At 68.1% G+C, this 11589-nt stretch carries 14 protein-coding genes and 2 pseudogenes; 8 read left to right on the forward strand and 8 right to left on the reverse strand.

The annotated features are described in order from the left end of the window. Positions 1-83: 83 nt before the first annotated feature. The 6 genes and pseudogenes from ACWFR4_RS45990 to ACWFR4_RS46015 all read right to left on the reverse strand — a co-directional run. Positions 84-490, reverse strand: a pseudogene (locus ACWFR4_RS45990) (transposase); the annotation flags it as partial. A gap of 166 nt (positions 491-656) precedes the next feature. Continuing rightward, positions 657-1028: a hypothetical protein gene (locus tag ACWFR4_RS45995; protein ID WP_453657636.1), complete on the reverse strand. Its 372-nt coding sequence runs from the start codon at positions 1026-1028 to the stop codon at positions 657-659. Between the two features lie 101 nt (positions 1029-1129). Further along, on the reverse strand, positions 1130-1768 hold the full coding sequence (locus tag ACWFR4_RS46000) for a hypothetical protein (protein WP_453657616.1): 639 nt from the start codon (positions 1766-1768) through the stop codon (positions 1130-1132). A 14-nt stretch (positions 1769-1782) separates the two neighbouring features. Then, on the reverse strand, positions 1783-1893 hold the full coding sequence (locus ACWFR4_RS46005; protein WP_353963589.1) for a hypothetical protein: 111 nt from the start codon (positions 1891-1893) through the stop codon (positions 1783-1785). Further along, positions 1890-2054 carry a hypothetical protein gene (locus ACWFR4_RS46010; RefSeq protein WP_453657618.1) on the reverse strand — a complete coding sequence of 55 codons (165 nt, stop codon included), beginning with the start codon at positions 2052-2054 and terminating at the stop codon, positions 1890-1892. The genes ACWFR4_RS46005 and ACWFR4_RS46010 overlap by 4 nt, the downstream gene beginning before the upstream one ends. Before the next feature lie 60 nt (positions 2055-2114). Continuing rightward, positions 2115-2954 carry a COG4705 family protein gene (locus ACWFR4_RS46015; RefSeq protein WP_453657620.1) on the reverse strand — a complete coding sequence of 280 codons (840 nt, stop codon included), beginning with the start codon at positions 2952-2954 and terminating at the stop codon, positions 2115-2117. A 210-nt stretch (positions 2955-3164) separates the two neighbouring features. Between ACWFR4_RS46015 and ACWFR4_RS46020 the strand changes: the two genes are divergently transcribed. The 6 genes from ACWFR4_RS46020 (at position 3165) to ACWFR4_RS46045 (ending at position 9522) form a co-directional block, all read left to right on the forward strand. After that, positions 3165-4208 carry a sodium-dependent transporter gene (locus tag ACWFR4_RS46020; RefSeq protein WP_453657634.1) on the forward strand — a complete coding sequence of 348 codons (1044 nt, stop codon included), beginning with the start codon at positions 3165-3167 and terminating at the stop codon, positions 4206-4208. Between the two features lie 272 nt (positions 4209-4480). Beyond that, positions 4481-4780 carry a transposase gene (locus ACWFR4_RS46025; protein ID WP_114041739.1) on the forward strand — a complete coding sequence of 100 codons (300 nt, stop codon included), beginning with the start codon at positions 4481-4483 and terminating at the stop codon, positions 4778-4780. Next, positions 4777-6027 (forward strand): IS3 family transposase, encoded by a 1251-nt coding sequence (locus ACWFR4_RS46030; protein ID WP_453657622.1) that lies wholly within the window; start codon positions 4777-4779, stop codon positions 6025-6027. The genes ACWFR4_RS46025 and ACWFR4_RS46030 overlap by 4 nt, the downstream gene beginning before the upstream one ends. Positions 6028-6296: 269 nt before the next feature. Further along, positions 6297-6950, forward strand: coding sequence for a response regulator transcription factor (locus ACWFR4_RS46035; RefSeq protein ID WP_266567746.1), 654 nt, complete (start codon positions 6297-6299; stop codon positions 6948-6950). Then, positions 6941-8209 carry a sensor histidine kinase gene (locus ACWFR4_RS46040; RefSeq protein WP_453657624.1) on the forward strand — a complete coding sequence of 423 codons (1269 nt, stop codon included), beginning with the start codon at positions 6941-6943 and terminating at the stop codon, positions 8207-8209. The genes ACWFR4_RS46035 and ACWFR4_RS46040 overlap by 10 nt, the downstream gene beginning before the upstream one ends. 38 nt (positions 8210-8247) lie before the next feature. Continuing rightward, the gene (locus ACWFR4_RS46045) at positions 8248-9522 is read left to right on the forward strand and encodes a COG4705 family protein (RefSeq protein WP_453657626.1); all 1275 of its coding nucleotides are present in this window, start codon (positions 8248-8250) and stop codon (positions 9520-9522) included. 455 nt (positions 9523-9977) lie between these two features. Here the strand turns inward: ACWFR4_RS46045 and ACWFR4_RS46050 are convergent, their stop codons facing one another. Together ACWFR4_RS46050 and ACWFR4_RS46055 are read right to left on the reverse strand one after the other, a co-directional pair. Beyond that, positions 9978-10292 (reverse strand): HNH endonuclease, encoded by a 315-nt coding sequence (locus tag ACWFR4_RS46050; RefSeq protein ID WP_453657628.1) that lies wholly within the window; start codon positions 10290-10292, stop codon positions 9978-9980. Continuing rightward, positions 10271-10705, reverse strand: coding sequence for a group II intron reverse transcriptase/maturase (locus tag ACWFR4_RS46055; RefSeq protein WP_453657630.1), 435 nt, complete (start codon positions 10703-10705; stop codon positions 10271-10273). The genes ACWFR4_RS46050 and ACWFR4_RS46055 overlap by 22 nt, the downstream gene beginning before the upstream one ends. Here ACWFR4_RS46055 and ACWFR4_RS46060 point away from each other — a divergent pair. Together ACWFR4_RS46060 and ACWFR4_RS46065 are read left to right on the forward strand one after the other, a co-directional pair. Further along, positions 10623-10847, forward strand: a pseudogene (locus ACWFR4_RS46060) (transposase); the annotation flags it as partial. The gene ACWFR4_RS46055 and the pseudogene ACWFR4_RS46060 sit on opposite strands and share 83 nt — an antisense overlap. Before the next feature lie 62 nt (positions 10848-10909). Then, positions 10910-11589 (forward strand): IS3 family transposase (locus ACWFR4_RS46065; RefSeq protein WP_453657632.1); only part of this gene is annotated, 680 nt, incomplete at its 3' end.

An 11589-nucleotide genomic window follows, 5' to 3' on the forward strand; every position in this document is an offset into this window, starting at 1 on the left:
ACAATGACGGGGCCGGTGAACCCGTCTGATCACAGGGTTCCAGACCCGGTGGTGCTTCAGGTTTCACCGGCCCCGTGAGTCACCATTAGGTGGTGCTTGCTTCCGGGCCGGGCCCGGTCGACCGGCGAAGGTCCGGTGTGAGCCCCCCTTTGAGGGCACGCACGTGCGATCCGTCGATCGCTGCGTCGTCCATCTCGAGCAACCCGGCAGCCCGTAACTCGGCCAGCAGCACCTCGTGCAGCCGGGGCCAGACACCCGCCTCGGTCCAGTCCCGCAGACGCCGCCAGGCCGTCACCCCGCTGCAGCCGACCTGCTCCGCGGGAACGTCCCGCCAGCTCACGCCCTTGCACAGCACGTAAACGATGCCCCGCAACGCAGACCGGTCATCCACCGGCAACCGCCCGGGATACCGGTGCCGCCGAGCCGGACGAGCCGGCAACAGCGGCACGACGCGATCCCACAGATCATCAGGCACAAGGTCAGCAGACACCTACCAAATCCTGCCGACACACCACCCAACCGCCAAGCCCCACAACGAACTTCATTCTGAAACCATCAGTTACAGTCCCGAGCGGTCCCCCTTCCGGCCGTGCAGGGGACAACGTCACGGAAGGGCACGCGTGAAGCGAGCCTGTGCCTCTGGCACTGTTGTTGGTTCAGGTGTGGTGGCGGGTGTGTTTGGCTCCCCAGAAGACGGTGCGTGTGGCGCGGATCCGGGCGGCCTGTCGGTCGGGGTCGCGGGCGTGGGGGTAGGCGGTGGCGAGGGTGTCGGTGCGGGTGAGGTGTCCGCTCCTGTCTGGGGCGGTGCGCCACAGGAACGCGTGCTGTTGTACGCCGGTGATGCCGTCGGCGGTGGGGGAGGGGGCGGTGAACTCGGTGCCGGTGGTGAGCAGGACGGTGTCAGCGGCAGGGCGCGGCGTCCAGGTTTCGGCGAGGAGGTAGAACACCGGGCGGGCTTCCAGCGCGCGAAGAACGCGTGCCGCCTGGACCACTACGAGGTCCGCCGCTACGTCGGCTGGTACCGGCACGTCACGCTCCCGTTGTCACAGCCCTGGACCTCGCGCGCTACCGCAGTTCGGCCGACACGCTGCTGCTGGGGTCGCTCACCCTGCACGCGCCCACGAGGTGATCACCGAGTCAGCCGAGTTGATGCGCACGATCTGCGACACGCTCCTGAACGATGCCCGCGATGACGCAATGAACCCGGCGACGGCCCCGGAAGGACCGATGTCGTGCCCGTCCTGGACTTCCTGTTCCGGCGCTCCTGCACCTGGGTGAGTCCGAACAGAACGGCGAGCAGGACGGCGGACGAGCCCGCGGTACCGAGGTCCAGGCCGCCCTTGGCGGCTGGCTTGGTGAGGACGAAGGCGATCCAGAACAGCAGCACGTTCGGTACCGCGGGCACCTTCATCAGCGCCACGAGCACGGCGAGCAGCCCGGTCACGAGCAGCGCGCCGCCGGCGTAACCGAGGCCGGAGCTGTCGGAAAGGAAGTCGCACATCGAAGTGCCAAGGGTGTTGGAGACGAGGATCGCCGACCAGAACAGGGACTCGCCCTTGAAGGTGACGATGTCGCGGATCAGGAACGTCATTCCGCTCAGCTTCCAGGCGAGGAAGATGGCCAGGAGGACGGAGATGAGGATCGCCGCGCCGGTGGGGTAGCCCCGGCCGAGGCCCTGCTGGCCCCAGCCCAGCTTGCTCGCGCCGCCCGCGTGGTACTTGGCGCTGGCGTCGCGGTTCATGAAGTGGGACATCGTGGTGCCGGCCATGCTGGTCGCGAGGATCACGGTCCAGTAGAGAACGGGTTGTAGCGGGAGGAGTGCAGCTGGACAACCAGTGGCACCACGAAGATCAGGAACAGCGCGATCGTGGTCAGGAAGTAGCCCAGCCTCAGGGTCTGCGCGAAGAGGTCGCCCCCGTCTCACCCAGGGTCGTCGCGGCGATCTTCATGATCCAGAACTCCAGGGTGACCTCGGGCAGCTTCTTTATCACCGACTTGGGCGTATTCGACGTGCTTGCCACGTCGAGGTCGGTGAGGACCTCCGGTTTCTCCAACTCCGATTCTCCTGTCCACAAAGAGCCTGAAAACCTCCTGAATGCGGACCGTTAGGCAGGTCAGGCCGCGTGTCGGGCGGCACTCTCCGGATCGGCGACGTCCTTGCGCGTCACGCCCAGGTACACGACCAGGCCGAGGATGACCGCCAGGAACAGCGCGCTGGTGATCACGGTGCCCAGGCCCAGGCCGCCGTCTCCGGTCGACTGGGAGAGGTAGTCGCCGATCGAGGCGCCGAGCGGGCGGGTGAGGATGTAGGCAATCCAGAAGCTCCACACCGCGTCCAGGCCCAGCCCGAAGTGGGCGTTGGCCACCGCGGCGATGGTCGCCGCGAACAGGACGGCGGACAGCCAGTAGCCGAGGTCCATGCGCTCGGAGACAAGGTCACCAGCGGCGGTGCCGAGGGCGAAGGTGAACAGCACCGCGAGCCAGTAGTACGACTCACGGCTCGTGGTGTCGATGTGGTGGATGGACAGTGTCCGCTCCCGGCGGTACCAGACCACGAAGACGACTGCGAGAACGATCGCGAACACCGTCGTACTCGTCTCCAGAGGCACGCCCATGTTGTCGGTGAGGTTGTCGCTGATCAGGGTGCCGACGACGCTGATCAGGGCCACGGCGAGCCAGTACACGCCCGGCCGGTACGCGCTGGTGCGGAACTGCACGACCAGCACCACGGCCAGCAGCGCGCTCATCAGCACCGACACACCGGTCAGGCCGAGGCCCGCCTTCTCGTTCAGCAGATCGGCCGCGGTTTCCCCGACCGTCGTGCACAGCACCTTGATGACCCAGAAGTAGACCGTGATCTCGGGCACCTTGTTCCAGCGCAGCCGGTGCCGCGCCACAGCGGCAGCCCCGCCCGCCTCGGGGGTCGCGGAGGTCTCAGACGTTTCATAGGTCATGAATAGCGACTGTGCCACCGGACACCTGAATGCATCCTGAGTGCCGCGCGGCACAGGGTGCACCGCTCGTCGCGCACCCGCAGCATGAGCCCATGAACAACAACTCCCTGCTCCTCCGCATACCGGGGTTCCTTCCCGCCCTGCCCCTTGTGACGGAGGAAGACTGCCTTGAGCACCCGAACTGCCGCCCAACCGTCGACTGAGCGGGCGATGAGCTGGCTGCGAGACAGGCTCGGCCGCGCGGTCGTCCTGACCTACGCCGCCGCCCTGCTCCTGCCCGGGCCCGGGCTGTGGCTGCGCCAGGCCCACTCGCTGCGGCTCGGCGAGGCAGGCAACCTGCCCGTGGCCACCGCACCGCTCCTGCTCTCCCTGGTGCTCTTCTCGGCCGGACTGCAGGTGCCCATACGCGCCCTGGGTACCCTGCTGCGACGCCCGATCGCCCTGTTGGCCGGGCTTGTCCTACACCTGGCGATCCCTTTGCTGACCATCCCCGCCGTCGCGTTCCTGCTGCGCCAAACCCCCGATACTGACGGCGGCAGCGGCCTGGTCACCGCGATGATCCTCATCGTGGCCATGCCCGTCGCCGCCGGAGCCACCGTATGGACCGGCAAGGGCGACGGCGACCAGCCGACCATGGTGGGACTCGTCCTCGCCTCCACCCTCCTCAGCCCGCTCACCATCCCGCTGATCATCAGCGCCCTGCTGCCGCTGCTCAGCGGAGGTTACGCGGGCACGCTCGCCCAGGCCGCGCACACCACCCACGGCGGATTCGCCCTGGTCGGCGTGGTCCTGCCGTGTGCGGCCGGCATTCTGTGCCGCCTGGCACTGCCCGCGCCGTGGTTGAGCCGCGTACTCGGCGTCGTCGCACCGGTCGCCCTGGCCGGCTCGCTTGCCCTGACCTACATCAACGCCAGTGGCGCCCTGGGGTCCTTCCTGTCCCACCCGCGTCCGCTGCTGCTCGTCGCCGCGTTGGCCGTGGCGACGCTGGTCTGCGTGCTGTCGTTCGCGGTCGGCGGCGGCGCCGCGCGCCTGCTGAAGCTGGACACCCCCGCGGCGTCGTCACTCACGCTCGCCTGCGGCATGAACAACAGCAGTGCGAGCGCTGTCCTGATCACCGCCACGCTGCCCGACAGACCGCACCTGCTCCTGCCGGTCCTCGCCTACGGGCTGCTGCAAAAGACGGCGGCGAACCGAGTCGTACGCCGGGGGCCCGGACGCTCCGTCGGTCCGGTCCCGCCGCTCTGCGCGCGCTGACGAGCCGCCATGCGGTGGTTCCGCACAAAGCAGCCGGAAGCCCCATGTTTCGACACCCGACCGCGATCAGGCACGTCGCCTTCGGCAGCCCAGGTCAGCTCACAACGGGTGAGCCACTGGTGGCCTACTCGCACCGCACTGAAACACCGCTCTCAGCCCCTGGCAGCGCGAGCTGGTCATCGCAGCTTCGTCCACCACACCCCACTGAACCTTCCCCTTGATCGTGGACACCTGGAGACTGGGACCTGAGGTTCCAGAGGAAGTAGCGCCAGGTGGGAAGCAAGTACACGAAGCGGTACACCGAGGAGTTCAAGCGGGACGCGATCGCGCTCGTCGACTCTTCGGGCAAGACGGTCACGGCGGTCGCCCGGGATCTCGGCATCAGCTCCGAGTCCCTGCGCGGCTGGTATCGCCGGGCCAAGGCAGATCGGGGCGAGGGAGCCCCGGGTGAGCTCACCACGGCCGAGCGCGAGGAGCTCAGGCGGCTGCGTCGGCAGAACGTCGAACAGGCCAAGACGATCGAGGTGCTGCGAAAAGCCGCGGTCTTCTTCGCGAAGGAGAGCGATCGGTGAACGACACGTACGCGTTCATCGAGGCGGAGAAGACCACCCACGGCGTCGCTTTCCTCTGCAGGCTGCTGAAGGTTGCCCGCTCCTCCTTCTACGCCTGGCTCGCCGCGGCCAGGACCCGATCGGTCCGCAAGGCCGCCGACGAGGCCCTGGTACACGAGATCACCGTCATCCACGTCGGCTCACGCCAGACCTACGGCGTCCCGCGCATCCATGCCGCACTGCGGCGTCTGGGGCGGCGCGTGAACCGCAAGCGGGTCGCCCGCCTGATGCGCGAGCACGGTATTCAGGGAGCCCATCGCCGCAGGCGGCGGTCGCTGACCCGGCCGGATAAGAAGGCGAAGCCGGCGCCGGACCTGATCGGCCGCGATTTCCACGCCGAGATCCCCGGCACGAAGCTGGTCGGCGACATCACCTGCCTCCCGACCGCCGAGGGCTGGCTCTACCTCGCCTGCTGGCTGGACCTGGCCACCCGCGAGGTCGTCGGCTACTCGATGGCCGACCACCACCGTGCAGACCTGGTCGTGGATGCCCTGAAGATGGCCGCCGGCCGTGGGCGGCTCCGGCCCGGCTGCATAGCGCATTCGGACCGCGGCAGCGAATACACCAGCAGCCAATTCCGCTGTGAAATACGCGAGTTGAACCTCCGACAAAGCTGCGGACGCACCGGATCATGCTTCGATAACGCCGCCGCGGAGAGTTTCTGGGCCCTGCTCAAGGAAGAGATCGGCACCAGAGTCTGGCCCGACCGGGCCACCGCCCGCGCCGACGTTTTCGACTTCATCGAGACGTTCTATAACTGCGGTTTGACCCTCGCCCCGACGCCAGTGAGGACCACGGTCAGGAAGTCACCGAGGAGGCTGCGGTCCATAAGGACGTACGGCGACAGTAGCGGGCTCGATGTCGGACTCTGCCACCACAGGAAGGCCGTGAGCAGGACGAGGCCGATAGCGAGCACGCCGACCACCCGCTGGTCGCCCCCGTCGGTCCACCACTGGGCCTGGGTGAGGCCGAAGGTGAGGGCGGCTGGCCCGAGGGAGCCGAGCAGCGCACCGGGCAGGCCGGTCGAAGGGGGTACCGGCGTTGGCGTTGGTGTCGGTGCGGTCCACCGGGGCGTCGTGCGGCAGTACGCGGACGCCACCAGGGCGACCAGAGCGAAGATCAGGTTGAAGCCCAGAATCGGGCACGCGGGCAGGGACACGCCCGTGAGCAGCCCCAGCACCGGACCGCCGACGCTGACCGTGGCGTAGACCCCGAAAGTCCTGACGCGTTCCCTCGGTCCGGTGAAACCGGTGGCCACCATGGCGAGCGCCGCCGCCGTCACGAGCGCGCCGAAATCGCCCTGCAGGACGCGGCCCAGGACCACCGCGGGCATGGGGGAGGAGGGGGGGAAGGCGCCAGCCGCCGCAGAGCAGGCTGGCCGCCGCGAAACCAGCCAAAGGGACTGGCCCGATCCCGACCGTCAGGCGGCTGATCAGGGCAGATGGAGAACTTGGACGGAAGTATCTAGGGTCAGCACGTGGCTTTCATCATGGTGTGCGAAGACGACGCGGCGGTCCGCGGCGTCCTCAAGCGCGCCCTGGAGCACGACGGCCACACCATCTCCGTCGCCGCCACGGCCGACAGCCTGCTGCGGCAGCTCGCACCGGCGCCCCATCTGGTCGTCCTGGATCTCGGACTCCCGGACGCCGACGGCCGCGACGTCTGCCTGGCCCTGCGGGCTCGCGGCGTCGACGCACCGGTGTTGATGCTCACCGCCTTGGACGGCCTGCATCACAAGGTGGGCGGCTTCGAGGCCGGCGCCGACGACTACATGACCAAACCCTTCGACATCCCGGAACTGCTGGTCCGCGTCCGAGCGCTGCTGCGCCGGGCCACCGTGTCACCCTCACCGCGCGAGGTCGTCCTCGATCCGGCGAAGCACGTGGTGACCCACGACTCGGTGAGCCAGAGCCTGACCCCGACCGAGTTCCGGCTACTGGGCCGCCTGATCGCCTCCCAGGGCGACGCGGTACGCCGCCACGCCCTCATCGCTGCCGGCTGGCCACACGGAGCGCAGGTCAGCGACAACACCCTCGACTCCTTCGTGCGCCGGCTGCGGACCAAGCTCGGTCCGCTGGGTGTGGCCGAGCGTCTGGCGACCGTCCGCGGCGTGGGCTACCGATGGCAGTGACGGGATTCCGCAGGAGGGTCGTCGCGCTCACTGTGCTGATCGCCACCGCCGTGGTCGCGATACTGGTCGTGCTCTCGCACGTGCTGCTGAGCGGGGTCACGGACGCTGACGCGCACGATCTGGCGCGTACCCGCGCCGAGGCGGTCGCGGCGAACGTCACCACTGTGGGCGGCCGTGTCGTACTGACGGAGAACAGCAGCGAGGCGCTGGACGAGGTCGCCTGGGTGTATGCCGACGGCCGCCTGATCGACGGGAACGTACCGGCAAGCATGGTCGAGCGCGTCGAGGCGCTCGCAGGCTCACGGCGATCGCAAACCGCCACCGTCGACAACTACCTCCTGTACGCGCGGCAGGTCCCGATCGACGGCCACCACGTCATGGTGATCGTCCGGGTGGACCTCACGCCCTACGAGACATCCGAGCAGCACAGTCTGACCTTGTCGCTGATCCTGGGCGGCCTCGCAATCCTCCTGGCCGGTGGTGTCGCACACCTCGCAGTGCGCCGCGCGCTGCGGGTCGTGCAGGAGATGGCCGCCCTCGCCGACGACTGGGGCCATCACGAACCCGGGCGCCGCTTCAACCTCGGAGTCCCCCGCGACGAGTTCGGAGAACTGGGGCGGACCCTGGACAACCTCCTGGAGCGCGTCGACAACGCGCTGGCGGACGAGCGCCGGCTCACCGACGAGATCGCCCACGAACTGCGGACACCGCTCACGGTCCTGCGGGCCGAGGCGCAGCTGGCGCAGCTGTCCGGCGAGCCGGTGGCGCCGGAGGCGGTGCTGAGCGAGGTGGACCGCCTCAATGCGGCGATCACGACGATTCTGCGCGCCGCGCGCGCACGGACAGACGCTGGTACCCGGTGCGATCTCCGCTCCGCCGCGTTGCGGGCGATCGCTGGCCGCGCGGTCGAGGTCGCCTTTCCCGCGAAGGCCGAGGTTGCCATGGCGGCCGACGTCGCCGTGTCGCTGCTGTCGCCCTTGCTGGAGAACGGCCTGCGGCATGCGCGGTCGCGTGTGTGGATCACCGCGCGCATCCAGGGTGAGGCAATCGTGGTCGATGTCCTGGACGATGGCCCCGGGTTCGATCCTGCGGAGGTCGACCGGGTCTTTGAAGCGGGTGTGACCGGCGGCGGCGGGTACGGGCTGGGGCTGCCGGTGGTCCGGCGCATCGCAGCCTCGGCCGGTGTGGAGGTCCGCGCGATCGCGGACGGCTGCGGTCACGTCGAGGTGACACTTCCAGCCGCGCGTGCGGCCACGTAGTCAGGTTGCTTGCAGGTTCCCCGCGTAAACCTCCCCGCATGACAACGACAACGGAAGCACGCACGCGCAGCGGGCGTCTCATGCTCAACAAGGTTCCCGAGGTCACCATCTGGTTCTGGGTGATCAAGATCCTTTGCACGACCGTGGGTGAGAGCTTCGCCGACTGGATCAACATGAAGCTGGGCGTCGGCCTGGTGAACACGGCCTGGATCTTCACCGCGGTTTTCGTCGTGGTCCTGGCCGTCCAGCTGCGGCTGAAGCGGTACGTCCCGTTCCCCTACTGGCTGACCGTGGTCGTTGTCAGCGTCACGGGCACCCTGTACACCGACATCCTGACCGACCAGCTGAACGTGCCGCTGTGGATCAGTTCCGCGGTCTTCTCGGTGCTGCTCGCGGTGGTCTTCGGCGTGTGGTGGCTGCGTGAGCGCACGCTGTCGATCCACTCGGTCACCACGCTCTCGCGGGAGTCGTTCTACTGGCTGACCGTCCTGGTCACCTTCGCGCTCGGCACCGCGACCGGCGACTGGACCCTGGAGCTGACCGGCTGGAGCCCGGGCGTCTCTGTGTTGCTGCCGCTCGGCCTCATCGCGGCGATCACGGCGCTGTGGCGGTTCGGCGCGAACCCGGTGCTGTCCTTCTGGCTCGCCTACATCCTGACCCGCCCGCTGGGCGCGAACATCGGCGACTGGCTCGCCTCCCCCAAGGTCGCCCAGGGCCCGGGCGAACCGACCGGTATCGCGCTGGGCACGTTCACCACCAGCCTGATCTTCCTCGGCCTGATCCTGGCGACGGTGGTCTACCTGACGGTGACGCGCTCGGATGTGAGCGAGACCCACGAGGCGACCCACGCCGCACACGCCACCGGCGACCCGCGCAAGGAGCGCACCGCGCTTGTCGGCTTCGGAGTGCTGGCCGTCGCCACCGCGGGCCTGCTGGTCTGGGCCCACGGTCAGCCGCACGTCGGCCCGGCGCCGGAGACCGACAACACCTCCGCCGTCCAGATGGCTCCCGGCCAGGCGGTGAAGAAGTTCCCGCCCGCGAAGGTCGCAGCGCTGAAGACCCTCGCCTCCACTTCGCTCAAGGACGCACGCTCGGGGAACGCTACCGGCGCCCACGCGGCCGCCCAGTCACTGCGTGACCTGTGGGATGCCGACCAGGGCTCGCTGCAGCCGCTGGACCAGACCGGCTGGACCTCCATCGACGCCCAGATGGACAAGGTGCTCAAGACCTTCGGCATCGATCATTCGAACCCGCCGATGTCGACTGCGCAGCAGGAGAACGAACTGACCGCCCTCCTGACGGACATGGGCTGACAGACCGCACAGCGCCCGGCCAGCCCACCCGGCCGTCGGGCTCGGTGTGCCGGGCTGCGCCGAGAACCGCGCCGCCTCGGCACACGCCGACGAGCCGCGGACAGCGCAGGCGACCGGGGCCGCTTGTGGCAGCCCGGGCGTGTCCGCAGACTCTCGTGGAGCGGTCGAAGCCGGCGTCAATGGCTTCGACCGCCCCGAGATCGCGGCCGGCTTCGGCATCTCGGTGGGAACTGCCCACGCCCACACCACTTCGCCACCCTGTCTCTGTGCGGTCGGCCCAGGGCGCGGTGACGGCATCACTGCCGTTCCGTTTCCCTGGACCGCCGTCCCGAACCGGACGTGCGGTTGGGTAGGCAGCCAGTGAGGTGCCTGTGACCAGGCCCTCTTCCAACGGCCCCCACCGAACCGGGCATGCTCGCTTTCCGGGCACCACGGCTCTCCAGTGCCTTTTCTTCTCATGAGTTCTGCCGCGAGGGGAATCCGCCGTAGTGGATGTTCTCGTGGCAGACACGGCAGACGACCAGGGTCTTGCGGTGGCGCGCGGCCATCAGCTGGGCCCAGGCAGGCTTGGGAGCCTGCCCCCGGACGTTCAGGTCTTTGAGGTGCCGGATGTGGTGCACTTCGACACCGTCATGGGACCCGCACATCTCGCAGGTGTCGGCGAGCAGGCGCTTGACGACTTCGCTGCGTCCGCTGTTCCACACCTGTGTCGGGTGATCGTCGAGGCTGCCGATCCTGATCTTGCGCTTCAGTGAGACCCCCCGCCCCACTGCGCCACCAACGGTGTTCGTCCTTCGCTTCGTTCGACGGTGACTTGGAGTCCCCGGCGGGGACCTTGGTCGGTCTTCAGCACGGTCCGGTAGCGCTGGTAGATCCTGGGGACGCGGACGCGGTACTTCCGTGCCAGCGTCTTGACCAGGGAGCGCTGCATCACGTGCTTCAGCCGGTCGAGTTGGTGGAGGTTGAATGCGAGTTGGTAGTAACCGGCGATCCCGCGGAACTCGGCCTGGTACTGGGCGACGATGGAGAAGTTGAGGCGCCCCGAAGTTCTCGGACAGCGGTCCCCATAGGATCGAAGTCCGGAACGGCGGAGAGAGCACGTGGCACAGAAGCGTAGGAAGTTCAGTCCTGAGTTTCGGGACGAGGCGGTCAAGATGGTGGTCGTGGAGTCCCGCCCGATCACCGAGGTCGCCCGAGAGATACAAGTGAACGAGGGAACGCTGGGCACTTGGGTCAGCCGGTACCGGCAAGAGCACGCCGGGGAGGAGCCTCCCCTGAACATCAGCGAACGCGCTCGCCTGCGCGAACTGGAACGCGAGAACCGGGAACTCCGTATGAAGACCGAGTTCCTGGGAAAAGCGGCGGCCTTCTTCGCCCAGGAATACCGGTGTACGAGTTCATCGACGGCGAGGCCGACAACTTTCCCGTGCAGCAGATGTGCACCTGGGCGGGAGTATCCACGTCGGGCTTCTACCATTGGAGGTCCAGGCCATTGTCGGCCACCGCGAAGCGCCGTGCGGAACTGAGGGCCGTCATCCTCCAGGTCTTCTCTGACTCGCAGGAGACCTATGGCTACCGGCGTGTCCACGCCGCGCTCCAGCGGATGAACGTGCAGGCCGGAGCGGAACTGGTCCGCGCGCTGATGCGCGAGCTCGGCCTGGTGCCATGCCAGCCGCGGCCCTGGCGGGCGACCACGATCGCCGATGATGCGGCGCCGGCCACGCCCGACCTGCTGGCCCGTGACTTCACCGCTGACGCTCCCGGGCGCAAACTGGTCAGCGATATCACCTATGTTCACACCTGGGCCGGGTTCCTGTATCTCGCGACCGTCATCGACTGCCACACCAAAGCTGTGGTCGGCTGGGCGATGGCTGACCACATGAAGACCTCTCTCATATCGGATGCACTCGATATGGCGGCCCGGAATATCGACCTCGCCGAAGGCTGCATATTTCATTCCGATAGCGGCAGTCAAGGCGGATTCAACTGGTCGTCGCAACACCTTGATCACGGAGGTATGCGATGGAACGAGACCAGAAGCAGAAGGTGCCGGAGGCGCCTGCGGGA

This window comes from Streptomyces sp. NPDC055140 (genome assembly GCF_053607285.1).